Source organism: Agaribacillus sp. DX54 (assembly GCF_056858335.1).
Genome location: NZ_JBXEQE010000029.1, coordinates 13,191 through 30,158 on the forward strand (window position 1 = coordinate 13,191; position 16,968 = coordinate 30,158).

At 41.6% G+C, this 16,968-nt stretch carries 12 protein-coding genes; 3 read left to right on the forward strand and 9 right to left on the reverse strand.

The features are described from left to right. The first annotated feature begins 16 nt into the window (after nucleotides 1-16). Nucleotides 17-2,227: an alpha-N-acetylglucosaminidase gene (locus AC04NP_RS23540; protein WP_482862436.1), complete on the forward strand. Its 2,211-nt coding sequence runs from the start codon at nucleotides 17-19 to the stop codon at nucleotides 2,225-2,227. 90 nt (nucleotides 2,228-2,317) lie between these two features. Here the strand turns inward: AC04NP_RS23540 and AC04NP_RS23545 are convergent, their stop codons facing one another. Next, nucleotides 2,318-2,449 carry a hypothetical protein gene (locus AC04NP_RS23545; RefSeq protein ID WP_482862437.1) on the reverse strand — a complete coding sequence of 44 codons (132 nt, stop codon included), beginning with the start codon at nucleotides 2,447-2,449 and terminating at the stop codon, nucleotides 2,318-2,320. A 130-nt stretch (nucleotides 2,450-2,579) separates the two neighbouring features. Next, nucleotides 2,580-3,443: a HEPN domain-containing protein gene (locus AC04NP_RS23550; RefSeq protein ID WP_482862438.1), complete on the reverse strand. Its 864-nt coding sequence runs from the start codon at nucleotides 3,441-3,443 to the stop codon at nucleotides 2,580-2,582. A 299-nt stretch (nucleotides 3,444-3,742) separates the two neighbouring features. Here AC04NP_RS23550 and AC04NP_RS23555 point away from each other — a divergent pair, with 299 nt between their 5' ends. Further along, nucleotides 3,743-3,994 carry a hypothetical protein gene (locus AC04NP_RS23555; protein WP_482862439.1) on the forward strand — a complete coding sequence of 84 codons (252 nt, stop codon included), beginning with the start codon at nucleotides 3,743-3,745 and terminating at the stop codon, nucleotides 3,992-3,994. A gap of 1,269 nt (nucleotides 3,995-5,263) precedes the next feature. Next, nucleotides 5,264-6,133: an AraC family transcriptional regulator gene (locus AC04NP_RS23560; RefSeq protein ID WP_482862440.1), complete on the forward strand. Its 870-nt coding sequence runs from the start codon at nucleotides 5,264-5,266 to the stop codon at nucleotides 6,131-6,133. A 52-nt stretch (nucleotides 6,134-6,185) separates the two neighbouring features. On the opposite strand, the gene AC04NP_RS23565 is transcribed toward AC04NP_RS23560, so the two are convergent. The 7 genes from AC04NP_RS23565 to AC04NP_RS23595 form a co-directional block, all read right to left on the reverse strand. Next, entirely contained in the window at nucleotides 6,186-9,521 is a 3,336-nt protein-coding gene (locus AC04NP_RS23565) for a PVC-type heme-binding CxxCH protein (RefSeq protein ID WP_482862441.1), read from the reverse strand. Between the two features lie 105 nt (nucleotides 9,522-9,626). Then, entirely contained in the window at nucleotides 9,627-10,034 is a 408-nt protein-coding gene (locus tag AC04NP_RS23570; protein WP_482862442.1) for a cupin domain-containing protein, read from the reverse strand. Nucleotides 10,035-10,040: 6 nt separating this feature from the next. After that, nucleotides 10,041-10,904, reverse strand: coding sequence for a phosphoenolpyruvate hydrolase family protein (locus AC04NP_RS23575; protein ID WP_482862443.1), 864 nt, complete (start codon nucleotides 10,902-10,904; stop codon nucleotides 10,041-10,043). Between the two features lie 48 nt (nucleotides 10,905-10,952). Beyond that, nucleotides 10,953-12,458, reverse strand: coding sequence for an MFS transporter (locus AC04NP_RS23580; protein ID WP_482862444.1), 1,506 nt, complete (start codon nucleotides 12,456-12,458; stop codon nucleotides 10,953-10,955). 237 nt (nucleotides 12,459-12,695) lie between these two features. Further along, on the reverse strand, nucleotides 12,696-13,937 hold the full coding sequence (locus AC04NP_RS23585; RefSeq protein WP_482862445.1) for a Tm-1-like ATP-binding domain-containing protein: 1,242 nt from the start codon (nucleotides 13,935-13,937) through the stop codon (nucleotides 12,696-12,698). 404 nt (nucleotides 13,938-14,341) lie between these two features. After that, nucleotides 14,342-15,046: a DUF3823 domain-containing protein gene (locus tag AC04NP_RS23590; protein ID WP_482862446.1), complete on the reverse strand. Its 705-nt coding sequence runs from the start codon at nucleotides 15,044-15,046 to the stop codon at nucleotides 14,342-14,344. Between the two features lie 25 nt (nucleotides 15,047-15,071). Beyond that, nucleotides 15,072-16,940, reverse strand: coding sequence for a RagB/SusD family nutrient uptake outer membrane protein (locus AC04NP_RS23595; protein ID WP_482862447.1), 1,869 nt, complete (start codon nucleotides 16,938-16,940; stop codon nucleotides 15,072-15,074). Nucleotides 16,941-16,968 lie beyond the last annotated feature (28 nt).

The window sequence follows — 16,968 nt, forward strand, 5'->3', positions numbered from 1 at the left end:
TAATTGACAATTTATTATGAAACATTCTTATTTTATCCACCTAACAGCATTTATAATCTTAATTTTCACATCCTGTACATTAAGAAACAAAGAAACTATAAGCCCTGATATCACTTCCGCCTATGGCGTTATCCAACGGACTATTCCCGGAATAGAGCAACATATCATCCTCGAAAAGATAGCAGGTAATGGTACCAATGATGTCATTGAACTTGAAACAAAGGCCGACAAACTGATCATTCGCGGAACAAGTGGAGTAGCCATGGCGTCGGCTTTCAATTATTACCTTAAAAACTATTGCAATGTTCATATTTCGTGGTGTGGTCAACAAGTGAATATGCCAGAGCAGTTGCCCACGGTAGATGAGAAGATAAGGATAGAAACGCCTTACCGGTACAGGTATTACTTGAACTATTGCACCTTTGGTTACACCATGGCATTTTGGGATTGGGAACGCTGGGAGAAGGAAATAGACTGGATGGCTTTGCAGGGGATTAATATGCCGCTTGCTATTACTGGCCACGAAGCAGTTTTAATGAAGGTTTATCAGCAATTGAATTTAACCAAAGATGAAATTAAAAACTTCATTTCAGGACCTTCTTATTTGCCATGGTTTATGATGGGAAATTTAGACAGTTTTGGCGGTCCTTTGCCGGATATATGGTTCGAAGAACAAGAGGCTTTACAAAAAAAGATCCTTAAACGGCAGCGATCCTTGGGAATGAAACCCGTATTGCCGGCATTCACCGGACATGTCCCGGAATCGATAACAAAACATTACCCCGATGCTAAAATTACCAAAATGAAACCCTGGGGGCAATTTCCGGGAACCCATATACTTTCGCCTGAAGATGAGTTGTTTCAGAAAATCGGCAGGCTATACATTTCGGAAACCATTAAAATTTTTGGAACAGATCACCTCTACAGCGCTGATACCTTCAACGAATTGGATCCGCCGACAAATGAACCTTCCTACCTGACCGAAGTATCCAAAGCGGTATATTCCTCGATGGCATCTGCCGATGCTAAGGCCATATGGGTCATGCAAGGATGGCTTTTTCTTCACCACTCCAAATATTGGACGCAAGACCGTATAAATGCACTACTCGCCGGTGCGCCTGATGATAAAATGATTATCCTGGATTTGTTTTCGACAGCAAAACCTGTTTGGAACAGAACCGAAGCCTATAACGGCAAAGCCTGGATTTGGAATATGTTGCACAATTGGGGAGGTAAGCAGGGAATGTATGGCAGAGCAACAAGTATTGTGGAAAATTTACCTGCAATTACTAAAAATCCTGATGCTGGTAATTTATGTGGCATAGGATTAACGCCAGAAGGAATAGAAGTAAATCCGGTTATTTTTGACCTTTTCGGAACAATGGTCTGGGAAAATGAAAGTATTGATCTGGATCAATGGATTGTGGGATATGTGCGCCGCCGGTATGGTACGGAGAATCCGGATCTGCAAGAAGCATGGCGCATATTAATCAATACAGTATATTCGTGTAAGACATTGCGCCACGGTCCGCAGGGGTCGTACTTAGCCATGCGTCCGACACCTTCATTCAAAGAGGGGCCATTTGCCCGCGCAAATATTTTTTATGACGTTGAAAAGGTGAAACAGGCACTCAATCATTTCATCAATGCAAGCGATGATTTCAAACATTTGGAAACTTTTAGGTATGATATAGTGGACCTGACCAGACAGGCTATGAGCGACAAATCCCAAGAGTTACTTCATGATCTGAAAAAGGCATACAACGAAAAAGATATTGAGGCATTTAAAGCAAGAAGTCAATTCTATCTCGATGCCATAAAAGATTTGGATTTGGTGCTCTCCTCCGATTCAATGTTTTTGGTAAGCACCTGGCTTAACAAAGCCCGCAACCGCGCCCATAATGAGGAGCAACTAAGACTTTACGAGTTTAATGCCCGTAATCTTATTACCCAGTGGGGGCCAAAAGACACAGGTTTGAAAGATTATGCACAACGTCAATATGGTGGAATGATGGGCGATTTTAACTACAACCGATGGAAATTGTTTTTTGATGACGTCAACGCAGCACTGGCGTCGGGTAGAAAACCGGACTGGAAGACAACCAATTCAAAAATAAGTGACTGGGAAAATGATTGGGCTAATAACACCGACCCCTATCCGACAAAAGTAGCCCCTCATTACATGGAGCATATCAAAATGGTATTTGAGAGATATCTGGCTGATTGATTTAAGCTTAAAGATAACAGCATAAAGTCCGTATGGCAAGAAGATTAATATCGAACTTTTTTGTCTCGGATTTGCGAGAAATACTAAAATTTAAGCAAATTGCTTAGAAGCCCCTCTGTATTGGCACAACGCATTTTTTTGTTTTCCTCCGGGCTTATCAATCAAAAGGATAGGTACAATTTGTACCCATCCTTTTGCAAGTTCTTTATTTCTTAACTTCATTCATTTGACGTATTGCCTAGGGTCTTTGCTATCCGTCAAAACTGCTACAACATCGTCTCCTGCGAAATACCATTTCTGGTCTTCTTCATTGAAAGTCGTATGTATTTTTTTATTTTGAAAGAGTTTAATATTACTCATTGCCTATTTGTTTTATCTTTTCTTCGCAAATCTCTTTCGTCAAGTCTTTGAGTTGACTTACCTTGTTTGCCAAATACTCCAAATCTGATTTGGAAATACTGTATTCATCCATTTTGTAACGAGCATCAATATAAGCCTTTTGTAAAAGTTCAAAAAGATGTTTCTCTTCATCAGTTTCTCTGCGAAAAATATGAAAGCGAGTATCACAATTTCTTACTCTCAAATCCAATCGTTCTAAATCATGCTCTTTGGGTCTGTAATCAGTAAAGACTAATAAGATGGCGGTGTAATATCTTTCAACAGATTGATGGAGTTGAAATGCTGCTAAGTGATAATATTGCTCCCCAAAGTTAAATTTATATGTTTCGAAAAAACCATTCGCACTTGTAAACCATTGATCAAAATAATCTTGTGCCTTTTGTTGAGATTCTTTAGGAGTTAACTTTTTAGGATTTTGTAATTTGAACTTACCGCTATCAAATAAGACTATCCCCTCTTGCTTGATATCTTTAAAAAAGTAATTACCCATGGTAAGCGCTCGATTCAGGTGTTTTATGGAATGAAAAATCAAGCTAATACTGGTCAAAATTTTCCCGACAGATTCCTTTGCGACTTTTTTTTCTATAGTGTAGTTATTCTTTAAATCATCATGAGTAGTAACCACCAAAATATCGTAATCACTTTTGTATTCATAAATTGTTCCTTTTTCTGCATACATATCTTCTACCCAATTTCCTCTGGCATAACTACCGAACAAAATTACCATTTCTACGCCTTTGCAATGCTTTAGTAATTCGGCAAGCAGATCGAGTTCCTTTTGTTTTTCTAGGGGTAAATGGTTGACTAATTCGTTCATAAATACAAGTTAAAAAAATATTCAGGCTTTTCAGTTTATGGATTCTTCTTTCGTCTCTATATTATGCTCCATAACGCCAGGTTAAAATCTGCAGGCTTGCTACATGTTTATACATATAAAAGTAGCTGATTCAAATGCTCTTTGCAAGTAGCTCATTAGCCAATGGGTCATCCGGATTACTTCATCTTGGTGAGCTTTCAACGTCTGTCAGCAACTGTTTTATATGATATAGTATTGGCTTTTCGGCCATAAACCACCTTTAAATTTAGGCTATTGGCCATAGCCAATGTCCCTGGAGTTTGGCTTTTTTTTCACTTTCTACTGTACACCAGCGCACCGGCGAGAGGATTAGTTTTATTTCTCTGGCTTTTGGTCTGATGCTGATTTTTGACGAAGCCGGAGAAATTGGTGCTCAGGGCTTTGGCCTACAATTCGACTCGGAGCCGATTGACCAGGTCTCTGCTGGTAAAACGGTTCAGTTTTTTTGCCGGATACCATTTGGGCCTGGGCAACATCGCGTTCCTGTTTTTATCTTTAAGGGAAATCCTTAATTTAACATGGGCTTCAGTCTATGTTAAGTTCAGGCCCAAAAAGTAGCAATCGAAAATCATAACACGTTTAGGAATACCGATTTTGAAATTATTGAAACTGTTTATGATGAAGTGCCTTTTTGTACTTTGAGGGTGACCAGACATCAGCCTTCTGATGTTTTCGGATTAGGGCATAAGCTAGCAGTTCTAGAAGAGAAGTACAGAAATGAGGGTAGCTTTTAAGCTACATATAGATAAGTGGAGTCAAATAAGAAATTAGAATTTAGAGTAATAGTAACCTTTCCTCGTTTTTGTGAATAAACGGCCGTAAGGAATAAGCCCACCGAACGACTTACCCCATCCAATCCAGTTCTTTAAATTTGAGAGTGTTTGGTATTTACATTAACTAATGAAAAAGGAACATTTCGAAAATTTTTGATGAAACGTCCCTTTATGTCGGGCCGACTGGCTCTCGATCGAACTTTTTCATGGAGGATTTGAAGAGGTTGGAGAGGTATTTTGAGTTATTTGAGTGATTAGTGATAATGTAGGCTTACCTCTCTTTCGTGTAAGGTCGAATTCGGGAGTGATAGGATAGCAAACAGCCATTTAGCATGTGTGCTCATTTTCTATTTAAGGCTCACTTAATTAACCCTAGTCACAGTCACAGATCCTGCGCATCCGCCTTAAAAACATGAAGGGCGTGGTCACAGACTAACGCCTAGGCATTTCCTTTTTTATGGAATACCATCACCTGGAGAGTTTACAGTTACAAAAACATATCTCTTTCCAAATAAATACTTGACTTTACCAATAGTGAAACTCGCTGAAATGACTAAAGATAAAATGCAACATCTTCTTTCCAGGCTACTGCTGACAGAACTACGCAAATTGGCTGGTAGGTTAAACTTAGATTTTAACCAAAATAAAAGAAAGAGAAGATGTTGTTAAATTGATTGTTGAGAATTGTGATGTGAATACCATTCTTGAAAAATTAGAAATTTCTGCTGAAACAAAATCTGAGGATGAGGCATTAAAGATTGCTCGCAAGAGACTCAGGGGTCAGAATCGAATGCTACTCATTAAGTTTTTAGGGTTATTGATCGGCGCAATAACCTTAAATTATGCTATAAAGAAATTCAACCTTTCTTTATACGCAATCTGTTCAAACTCATAAACGTCCAAGAGTACAGGAGCCTTTTTTCCAAGAACCAAGAAGTTATCATATTTTGACTGTATTATTTCCATAATTGTTTATATTATCACTCAATTAGGCAATTTAGTCACATAATGAAACAGGCAATACGGAAATCACCTATTCCCAAATCCAAGACTTATCGTATCCATGAGCTCATGGATCCATATTTCGACCCTGATTGGCATTTTCATTTGGAATACCAGTTGGTGGTTGTGCTGGAAGGAACAGGCACAAGGTTTGTCGGTGATAACATAAGTCATTTTGAAAGTGGCGATATGGTATTTACCGGATCAAACCTGCCCCACGTATGGAGAAGTGATGAGCAATATTTCCAAAATCTGGGATTGAGAACCCATTGCATAGTTATTTATTTTTCAGCCGATTTTATGGAAGAGGCCTTTTTGAACAAGGACGAAATGATGAACATTCGGGAGCTGATACATCGTGCAAACAGGGGATTGGAAATTACAGGCAACACCAGGGATATTGTCCGGAAAATAATGAAAAACATGCTACGCCAGGAAAGTTTTGACGGTGTTCTGTCTTTACTGCAAATCTTAAACATTCTGGCAGCCTCTGATGAAGTAGAATATATCAATAAGGAAGGCTACTTAAATACCGTTACTGATTCTGACTCGGAACGCATGCGTGCAGTGCATTCCTATGTGTTGAACAATTTTAAAGGTGACATCCGGTTAAAGCAGGCAGCATCATTGGCAAACCTTACTCCTACTTCATTCAGCAGGTACTTTAAAGCCCGGGCTAACAAAACCTTTTCGGATTTTGTGGCCGAATTACGTATTGGTCTGGCCTGTAAATTGTTGCTTGGTAAGGACATGTCGATTGTGCAAATAGCCTATGAATGTGGCTATAAGACCTTATCAAATTTTAATCGAAAATTCAGAGAGCTCACAGGCACTAGTCCACTAAAGTATAAGAAGGCATATAGTAGAATCAGGTAAGATTTACACAATGATTACGAGCCTGGTAAGAAGAGCAGGTAGATCACATCCGCTATTTTTCACCAACCCACTCCAAACTATTCCTTAGTATGGTCTGGTATGCTGGCAGATTGTGGGCTTTTTCATCATGCCCCAGGGTGTTGCACACTATTTTAGCCTTTGCATGTTTTACTGTCCATATTACCGGAAACTCCTCACCGGACTCCAGGCCCTTGCCTATAGCTAATACTTCAATGTCTACAGCATCAGGATCTTGTTCCCAACGATAGAGTTCATCGGTAATCCTAAATTTAGACGGTACAGCTTTCATAATCGGATGGTTGGGTTTTACAACCCTTACTTCAAATTCCTGGTATTTCTCGTGCGATCGAGATCCACCCCCAACGAGCTGTCTGTTGTACTCCGGCCAATCTTTCCAGTTGTACCAGGTAGCCGGGTGATAAATGAGCATACCCATTCCCTGGTTAACGCGGGACATGATTTTTTTACGTGTTTCCATATCAAATGGCTTATTGTTACAAATGTAGAGCACATCTGTATCTTCCAGTCTTTGTCCCAATTGTTGGGACTGTTCTGTATAAGTGACGGAAGCCTTTCCGTCATTACTCAGTATTTTTCCATCCAACACACCAAAATGATTGATAAAATCATGTGAACCACCTCCGCCCATCATCGACACCTTAATCGCATTGGGATCTTCTGAAAGATAGGTTCCGGGTGCATTGACTATTATCACTCCCTGCATAAGGCGCCAGTGACCGGGGAAGGTACATACAAATGGATAGCGCCCTGGCTTGTCCGGCACTTTAAACACAACAGAACCTGTCTCCCCGGGATCCAGCATTTTGGTCGTTCCCAAAACATACCTGGAATCGGGAACATAACCCGATTCGGCCGCATCAGGAGTTTGCAGGAAGCTATCGACCATTTTACCGAACGTTTCCAGGCTGCCTGCCTCGATAACGACCAAGTTATGAGGCATCTGGTCTTTATTGTTCAATACAATCTCAACAGTTTGACCGGCTGTAGCATAAAACACTTTTTTATCATAAGCCATTTTCTGGTTGACCGTATTCACTTCAAATACTACGTCAGCTTCAGGCTTAACTACTTTTCCGATACCCACATCAATATAGCGATCACCCCCATTATCATGGCAATGAACGGCAATTAAATTTTTCCCTTTTTTAAATAATTTCCCTAATTCCAAATCCAACCTAATATATTTATACGGCTTACTCACACCGTCCTCAGCAATTAGCAACTGACCATTGACATAAACCGAGTAGTTGTCATCATGGGTAATCTTCAGAACAGGCGCTTTTATCTGTTCGTTCAGATTTACCTCCCTTCTAATCCAAATATCGGATTTAGACCACATTGTTTTCACATGCAAGGCTTTTTCACTCCCAAAAAGCGATTGCCCATTCGACCAGGAAGAATCATCGAAATCATCTGCATACCAGTTATCATTGGGTTTGTTTTCGGTATAACGCCAGGTTACTTTCTTTTCTTCAGCAGAGGGAATCACCATTTCGACCATTTCCGGATCAATTATTTCATAATTAAGTTCCCGGTAATAAACTTTTATCGCAGCGCTTAACCATTTATCCGAGGTATTCACGGGATCTTTTGCGGCACTTTTTAATGCTTCATTCAAATCATAGGTTTCGGGAAGCTCGCCCGCTCTCAGTATCGCTGCCAGGCGGATGTGTAAGTCAGGGTCTTGCAACAGTTTAGACTTCACCAGCAGACTGGTTCCGGTCTCCGACTCAGGTAGCAGTGCAAGTCCTGCCCTCCTTACCGCACCTGACTTATTTGATAGTGATTTTTCTACAATCTCAGTATTTGATTCATTGAGTGCCCCTAAACCCTTCAATGCCCACAATGCGTGCACAGCTACGCCATTTAGCCCGCTTGATTCAACATTTTTCTCATTTCCGGCCAGCTCAATAAGTTTCGGAATTAACTCATTTTTATTGCCTTCGACAATCAGGCGTTGTGCCGTTATACGCCAAAACATATTGTCACTTTGCAAACCCTTGATCAGCTCATCCTTGTCATTCGGGTCAATTTTAGTTATATCCGGTTCATCACCGTCTTCATGTCGGATAATATAAATCCGTCCATGACGCTTATCCCGATGCGGATTGATATGAGCGTTACCTTCTCCTTTGTCGTCATTCCATATCTGGTTTTCCATTCCCCTCTTGTCAGGATTGTGCTGGATTACAGGGTTGTACCAGTCGGCAACCCAAAGATTGCCATCCGGGCCGGTTTCTGAAAAAACCGGCGATGTCCAGGCATCGGTACTGGCAAAAATATTCCCTCCGTCCACCTCCTTATAACCTGCCCCATCTTTCTCAATCTTAGCAATGTGAACAAGATGCCCGGTGGGTTCATTCACATACATCTGGTTTCTGTATTTTTCAGGATAGTTCCTGGCCGTATAGAAATTGGCACCGGCTGCTGCTGTATATCCACCACGTACATCAACCTGCTGCAGGGGTACAGTGCTGACAGGCGAAATTTCATAGTGCCCTTGTATAAAATCCGCATTGATGGCCCAAGAGGGTAGTTTATCGAGGTAATCATAGTGTCTTAAGGGAATACCTACATAACAACAGTGGTTGTTGTTGGCTGTTGAACCAAATACCTCGAATTCTTCTGTTATCCCCAATCCCCAGGTGTTGTTATTGAATTGTCCTACCGGTTCGAAATACTGACCATCTTTTGTAAAACGATACACCCCCATTTTGAAGCTGATCTCTTTTCCTCCAATTTGATTTTCAAAGCCGGAATATCCTACGGCACCCCAAATTAAATTATCTGGTCCGTAGCGCAGCCCGGAGGGACCTGCATGTGTATCGAAGGTACCGAAACCATCGAACAAAACTTTACGCTCATCCATTTTATCATCACCGTCAGTATCTCCCAGGAAAACCATTTCCGGCGCTTGTGCCACAATCACGCCACCTTTTACGATTACTATACCGGTAGACAGGCTTTGCTCCGTAGCATAATCCATAAACTTGTCTGCCTTGCCATCACCATCGGTATCCTCGCAAATGGTAATCCTGTCGCCTCCAACATCGTTATTTAATCCATGAGGATAATCCATGGACTGAATAACCCATAGCCGGCCACGTTCATCCCATGTAAAAGCAATTGGGTTGATGATATCCGGCTCGGATGCATATAAAATAGTTTCAAATCCTTCAGGCGCCTGGATGTGCTTTTGAGAATCTTCCGGGCTAAGGGGGTTCTGAATCCTTGGCTCGTCACCACTATAAGTCAATTCCGGCAACTTAGCTTTTTTAGTAGAGCATGCCGTGAAAAGAGTCAATATGAACAGAAATGATGATAAGTTAAAAATTGTTATTTTCATTTGTTAAGGATTTAAAATCACTAACTGCGGTATTTCCTTGATAGGCAACTGATTTAACTAATTATAAATCTGAAGATTCATTGAATTAACTTATATCCCGAATATTTAATTTTGTCGGTACCGTGAATAAGGCAAGTTTTCATATTCATCTATGGTACCCGCTTCCCACCCGCCGGAAGGAGTCAGCATAGCCAAAAATTCCAACTCGTCCTCCCCGGCGTTAAAAGTAGCATGTACAACATTGGGGTCGATATAAACAGAATCACCTGGTTTTAATAGCTGTTTTTCACCTTCAACCCACTGTTCTGCCGTTCCCTTTAAAATATAGATTATCTCATTCATCTCAGGATGCCGATGGAAGTTATGCATACCTCCTTTTGGCATCACTACTTTTACCAGATAGGTATCTGCCTGCTGTGTTATATCTGCATGGTAGTACCAATGATGATTTCTGCCCAACAGTTTCTCCCCGACAGTATCTTCATTTTTGACAAATCTCCAATATTTGACCATATTCAATTACCAGGACAATTTCAATGACTTAAACTTTCTGGTTAAGTCCGTCAGTGATTGCTCCACTCCCATTCTTTCAAGTGAAGAGGCACCAACGAATCCATGTGCGTCGGTCTTATCCAAAATGACGCGTACATCATCCGGCGTATTGACCGGGCCTCCATGTGCCAGGAAAAAGGTATCCGGGTTAGACCTCTTGACAGCATCGATTATGACCTGCGTCCGTTCAATCGCCTCATCCATGGTGCAGGTAGCACCTTGTACGCCGATCGAGCCACCTACTGTGGTTCCGACATGGGCAATAATAGCATCAGCACCGGCATCTGCCATTTGTACAGCTTCTTCAGGCCTGGCAACATATACTATAGAAAACAGGTCCATTTTGGTAGCAAGGCCAACCATATCGACTTCTTTTTGGAAACTCATCCCTGTTTCCTCCAATACATTTCTGAAATGCCCGTCCACAATAGAATGGGTAGGAAAATTGTTTACTCCCGAAAAACCCATATCCTTCACCTGTCCCAGAAAATGCCACATTCTTCGTCGGGGATCCGTTCCGTGTACACCGCAGATTACCGGTATTTCCTCTACTACCGGCAGTACTTCGAATTCCCCTATCTCCATCGCTACCGCATTAGCATCCCCATAGGCCATCATGCCCGCGGTAGAGCCGTGGCCCGACATTCTGAAACGACCGGAATTGTAAATAATAATCAGGTCAGCTCCTCCCTTCTCGATAAATTTAGCGCTGATACCGGTTCCTGCCCCTGCTGCTATAATAGCTTCATTTTTATCTAATGTGCTTTGTAATCGTTCTCTAACCTCCTGTTTTATATAGGGATTTCCTTTCCCCGTCCATGGATTTGGCATTGTGTAATAAAGTTTATAAGGTCTGTATTAAATCTAGTGTTACTATTCTTAAATTTCTTCTTGTTTGTATCCTCCTTGCCTTCTAAAATATAGTATCAAAAATAAATAACCCACCGCCATGACCCCAGGCACTATTGCAGTCAAAATGAGTGCTTTGCCAGCACCATAAAATCCTGCTTCATTGACTGGTTCGATGTCTTCAGAGGCAAAATCTTTGGCTTTGGTCCACCATGTATTCAAAGCGGTTAAATTGGCACTATTACTCAAGGCTCTCCCCGAACTCTCCCACCTTTTTATATCCGATTGTAACTGGGCTCCATTGTCTTTTAATATGGCAACTTTACTGCCGTCAAGACCTTTTATAGGTTTAAAAATCAAAAAGTGATTTTCATGATCCGCCTGGTACCGGTCGTAACTTTGAGGCGCCTCCATTTTAATTTTTTCAGAGGCATAATAGTCCTGCTTGTATCCAATGCCGGGGCCTCCCAAAAATCCGGCCGACAGCATTCCAATGCCTCCTATCATTCCCATAGTAATTGCTCCACCTTTGGGAAATCGCTCGCCGACAACGCCGAGCATTGTTGGCCAAAAGAATGTTTTACCTATTCCATACATTGTCACCGCCACTACCATCACCATGCCGGTGGTAGAATTTCCCAGAATGAATAATCCGATAGCCCCTAAAACAGCGCTGACAAAAAGTAAACCGAGTGGAGAAATACGGTCGACTATAGGCCCTGCGAAAAAACGCAAGACAAACATCAATGCTGAGGTGTATACAAATAGCATCACACCTTTCGAGCCGCTTTGTAGTATGTTACCGGTGATATTCTGAATCCACATGTCAGTGCCCAATTCAACATAACCAACCAAAGCATGCAATAACATCAGAAATAATAAAATAGGCGAAGCAAATTGCAGGAACATGACTTTGTAACCGACACCTGCCGCCTTGGCTTCTGAGATTGGGAATTTTTCCTTGAAGATCATCACACCATAAATAAGTACCGGAATCAGGAAGAATCCCAACAGGACTTCCCAGGTAACATAGTCATGAAACGCCACAGAAAGCAATCCGCCAAGTATCATTCCTCCCGGCCATCCCGCGTGTAAAATATTCAGATAGTGTGTTTTATTTTTTGGATACAGTGTTGCAACCAGAGGGTTGATAACAGACTCACATATTCCGTTCCCCACGGCAAAGAGGAAAGTACCGGAATACAAACACCAATAAGCTGACGCTCTTCCCATGGATTCAAATACATATTGTGTGGATATGGTAATGACAAAGGATAAAAAATGCAGGAAAAAGGCCAGAACAATCAGGGGCTTGTATCCTACTTTATCAGCAATCAGGCTAAAAAGAATAATAATAATTCCAAAACCAGCAAATCCTCCACCGGTTATAGTGCCCAATTCAGTCATGGTAAACCCAAATTGATTACCCCAATCTACCAGTATAGCGCCTCTAACAGCAAATCCCACTCCAGCCGCTACGATTGTAAAAAAACTGGCCCATAATAATCGACGCCTATGTATGTTATTATTTCCCATATCAGAATTTAAGGTCAGGTAGGTGCATGGTTATAGACTTTATAACACTTGAACCACAAAATAGCGAAAGAATTTTATAAATATCTTTCTGTTTTGTTGCCAATTCTGACTGTATTATATCTCAATTACACTAATTTAATCTGAAATAATAACATTTTAATCACAAAAAAAGACCTCTACTGAAATTCAAAACCTCTTGGATTTGACATTAGATTTTGCAGGCACAAATTATTTTAGTTATTTTTCGATCATTTTCAAAAGCACATTTAGAGATTGCTCCGCGAATAGCACATCATTGATATTGGCATCTATCTCTATCACCTTAATGGAACTATTGGCATGTTCTTTTATGGCATCAAACAACACCTGATCAATTTCCGGATTATGAAATGTCCCTCCTTCGCTGCTAATCCTGGATATTCCCTTTAGTGGTAGCAGTATGGCTACTTCTCCTTTTGAATTGTTTAATTTTTCTGCCAGTCTTGTTCCCAAAATTCTATTTTCCTCTTCATTGGTTCGCATTAGGGTTACATCGGGTGCCCAACTGTACAACTGTCGGGATCTGTATCTTTTCGGTACCGAATCCACGTGTCCGAAGTTTACCATGTCGAGGCAACCGGGTACAACTACCTGTGGAATTCCCATTTGAGCAGCAGCCGTAAGACGATCTGGTCCGGCGCTGCAAATGCCGTCACACAAATCATCAGCCAATTCGGTTGTCGTAATGTCTAAAACCGCGTCGAAGCAGCCTTCCAGAATCAGAGACTCCATGGCTCTGCCACCGACCCCAACAGCGTGGAAAGTGAGCACTTCATAAGCCTTTGTTTTTAGTATCTCTGAGCACTTATCCACACAGGCAGTAGTGTTGCCAAATATGCTGATGGCTATGCTACCGGATGTTTCGTACTGTTCTTCGATACCGGAATTGACCATTCCACATATTGCCCCCGAAGCCTGACTTATTATTGCTCTACTAATGCTATTGAGGCCTGCAACATCAACGACAGAGGGCATCAAAGTAATGTCTTTGCTGCCAATATGGCGAGACAGGTCTTTTGTTGCCAGCGTACTCAAGCAAAGTTTTGGTATGCCGAAAGGGATTGGCTGCATGGCCGACAAAGCGATATAGGTACCTCCACCTCCACCCATTCCAATGGCACCATCTATTTTTCCCTGTGATAAAAGTTTCTTTATAATATAAGCGGCCCCTTCACCCATTTTCTGAATAGCCTGTCCCCTATCTCCTGCTTCACGAAGTGCTGAAAGGTCTGTTTCTGCTGAAACGGCAACTTCCTCGGCTTCAAAATCCACCGGGAAGCGGTTTGTTGTGCCTAGTACACCTGTGTTGATAGATATGACCTCCACTCCCTGTTCCAGCAAGCATGAACGGAGGTACATAAAATCTTCACCCTTAGTATCAAAGCAACCAAGCATTACAACCGTTTTGTGATTAATAGAGGAATTGTTCTGTTTTAACATGTCAGTTTATATGGCTTTTGTTGGTTTAAACTTTATTCATTCTATTATTAATTTCCAAACAAATAATGCTTTTTATATTAAAAAATATCGAATTCCGCTCTCTCCAAACTTTTATCTTTTCCCCGGCTATTCCCTATTTTTCATCATCCCTGAATTTTAAGTCTCGAAATTGTAAACAGCGTGGAAAACTGTGAAGAACCCAATGTTACTTAGAGTTCAAAGCTCCATAAATCAAAAGGAGCTATATCCATTGCGATCGCCATACGGAAATTTAGCACGGAAACGTAGTTAAAAAAGACAATTGAGCAGTGTAAAATGAAGCGAATTGAATATATTGAAGCGACTTCGATATTATATATAATTGATATTCAATATATTATATCAAATAATAATGTATTTGGCTCCTAAATATCTATGCGTTGAATTGGTGAAAACATCATGTCTTCCACACCGTCAATCTTCACGCCGACCCGAGCATAAACATAAGACTGATCGGGGGTCATTTCCGGGATGCCGGTAGAGAGATCTATGTCAGAAAGATCCGTAATATCTCCACCCCCCAATTCAACCGAGCTTATACTTGTTTTAGCATCTACAAAATAAGTTTTGCTGATATAAAGATTCACGCGTTCGACATTACGTTGGTCCGCGCCGGTGATAATCTGGTCTAAACCAAAAGAGGCATTTACATCATTGCCTGAGGCATTGAATTGCGGATTGGAGATCATGTAATAGGGCAATACCTCTATGTCCAGTGTTCTGTTTCCATTCAAGCTGACCAGGATCGTATCTGAGTTTGTTTCCTGATTTTGAAGGGTAATGAATGGGCCCTGATGAGAGGGGATGACCAGCCTGTATTCGGCATCAAACAATACGGTGGAAAATCCCCCTTCCTGACTTACCGTTACTGTGATCGGTATCTCCTGTTCCCAACCGGATTCCCACAACTGAAACTCTACCTCATTATAGGCAATGCCAATGGGCTGTCCCTGGTATACAATTCTTCCTTCAAATATTGATCCCGGCTCTTTAAAATCGTCAAACTCACAAGATGCCATCACTACCAAACCAAATACTGATAGCATTAAATTTCTAAATTTTGATTTCATAAGGATGTAGTTTTAAGTAGTACTATTAATGATTTGGATTCCTGACCAACTTAGGATTTCGATTCAAAAGGTCATCTCCAATTCCGGAGTAGTAATTTCCCAGTCTGAATCTGTCCGGGTTGGTCGCTTGACTAGGTAATACCTCCTTAAAGACCCATTTGCCATGATTTGACTCACCCGGAGCATGGATTTTATAAGGCCATAAGCCAAACGGTCGTGTGCTAGGCTCCATAGCATTTCCCGGATCATTTGTAAGCGGTTCACTGGATCCGTCCCATACAATGTGAGCAAGCCTCCACCGTTTCATATCCCACAATTGATGGCCTTCGAAAGCCAGCTCAACTTTACGCTCGTGTACAATACGATCAAAGGTGATTTCACCAGGAGTAAGACCTGTAGGCATTCCTGCTCTTGACCGGACCTGATTCATATATCCGGCAGCGATATCAACCATTCCCAATTCGAAAGCAGCCTCGGCAGCATTCAGTAAAACCTCACCATAGCGGTATCTGACCCACCAAACCTCACTTTGAACGCCCCGTTGTCCGGATCCTGGCGTTGGATCAAGATACTTACGAATGTAAAAACCGGTCTGTGCACTAAACTCCAGGTTATCGATAGGACCACTGAAACCCACCACCTGGACATCTTCTTCTACACCAGGCAATGACGCCTTTGCTCCGAATTGATCTCCTGTGATCACTGTGTTATCAGACAGCAGATAACCAGCCCAGATCTCCACATCGGTTTCTTTGAAGCGGGTACCAGGAAGCAATACCGTTCCCCTCAACCTGGGATCCCGGTTTTCAAACAAGTCGGTAGGCTCATCATAATAGAGGTAATCCAAGTCATCAGTTGTTCGGATAGGGAGTGGTGAAAAAGTATTATCTAAAAGTTCAAAGGACTGCACTAAATTCAAAGATGGATTGATCCTGCCTCCTTCTTGTTCTTCTGACTGGTATCTTGGTTGGTTAGAAATGGTAAACCCATGTGTTTTCCCGCTTTGCAACTTAAAATCCTCTACAAAGATTACTTCAGGGTTGTTATTCTTGTCCAGAAATAAGTTGGCAAAATTGTCTCCCGGATCCGGATTCCGGTCATATAAAGCGTAACCGGACATTTCTGAAAAAGCATCTAACACGGTTTGATAATAATCCGCAGCCATGGTGGCAGGAATGCCTACCTCACCACCGGGCAAAGATACATCGGGTGTGGTTGCTCCATACTTGGCGATAGATCCGGCATAAAGTGCTGCCCTCATTGTCATGGCAAGTGCCGCGCCTTTGGTAGCACGTGCTTTAATAGAGGGGTCATCAGGAAGTATGTCTTTAATAGCTTGCATTTCACTGATTACAAAATCATAGATCTCATGCTCCTTGACCCGGGGATATTGCAAATAGGAAGGGTCGCCGCTATAATCGTAAGTGAGTGATTCCAGAATAAGGGGTACCCCTCCCATGCGCTTTACCATCTCAAAGTATACGGCCGCCCTCAGAAAGCGGGCTTCTGCTAAGAATCGCTCACGTACATCTTCGGATAACCGAACGGCTTCCTCTCCTTTTGAGATAAACAGATTGATCTCACGTATGAATCCATAATCCCAATATCCCCAATCAAAGTAGCTCCAATCCTGGTTATGGTGACGCCCGTACGATCCAAAAGAGGAGGCAAATGCTTCATCAAAGTTGGTAAATTCTGACCAGTTTTCAATGGTTTGGTAATCGGGGTACCGGCCATATAGATCAGCCAGAACCGCTAGTACAAGGCCTTCACTCTCCCAAACCTGTTTATCCAGGAGAATATTCCTGGGATCTTTATTTAAAAATTCATCATCATTACAAGCTACACCCAAAAAAAGTAGTAGCAATATCATTATTAATAAACTGTTTTTCATATCGCTGATTATTTAATCACAGATAAAA

Coding starts and splice junctions, on each gene's coding strand:
- AC04NP_RS23540 (WP_482862436.1), top strand. CDS start 17: ATGAAACATTCTTATTTTATCCACCTAACAGCATTTATAATCTTAATT.
- AC04NP_RS23545 (WP_482862437.1), bottom strand. CDS start 2,449: ATGAAGTTAAGAAATAAAGAACTTGCAAAAGGATGGGTACAAATTGTA.
- AC04NP_RS23550 (WP_482862438.1), bottom strand. CDS start 3,443: ATGAACGAATTAGTCAACCATTTACCCCTAGAAAAACAAAAGGAACTC.
- AC04NP_RS23560 (WP_482862440.1), top strand. CDS start 5,264: ATGAAACAGGCAATACGGAAATCACCTATTCCCAAATCCAAGACTTAT.
- AC04NP_RS23565 (WP_482862441.1), bottom strand. CDS start 9,521: ATGAAAATAACAATTTTTAACTTATCATCATTTCTGTTCATATTGACT.
- AC04NP_RS23570 (WP_482862442.1), bottom strand. CDS start 10,034: ATGGTCAAATATTGGAGATTTGTCAAAAATGAAGATACTGTCGGGGAG.
- AC04NP_RS23575 (WP_482862443.1), bottom strand. CDS start 10,904: ATGCCAAATCCATGGACGGGGAAAGGAAATCCCTATATAAAACAGGAG.
- AC04NP_RS23580 (WP_482862444.1), bottom strand. CDS start 12,458: ATGGGAAATAATAACATACATAGGCGTCGATTATTATGGGCCAGTTTT.
- AC04NP_RS23585 (WP_482862445.1), bottom strand. CDS start 13,937: ATGTTAAAACAGAACAATTCCTCTATTAATCACAAAACGGTTGTAATG.
- AC04NP_RS23590 (WP_482862446.1), bottom strand. CDS start 15,046: ATGAAATCAAAATTTAGAAATTTAATGCTATCAGTATTTGGTTTGGTA.
- AC04NP_RS23595 (WP_482862447.1), bottom strand. CDS start 16,940: ATGAAAAACAGTTTATTAATAATGATATTGCTACTACTTTTTTTGGGT.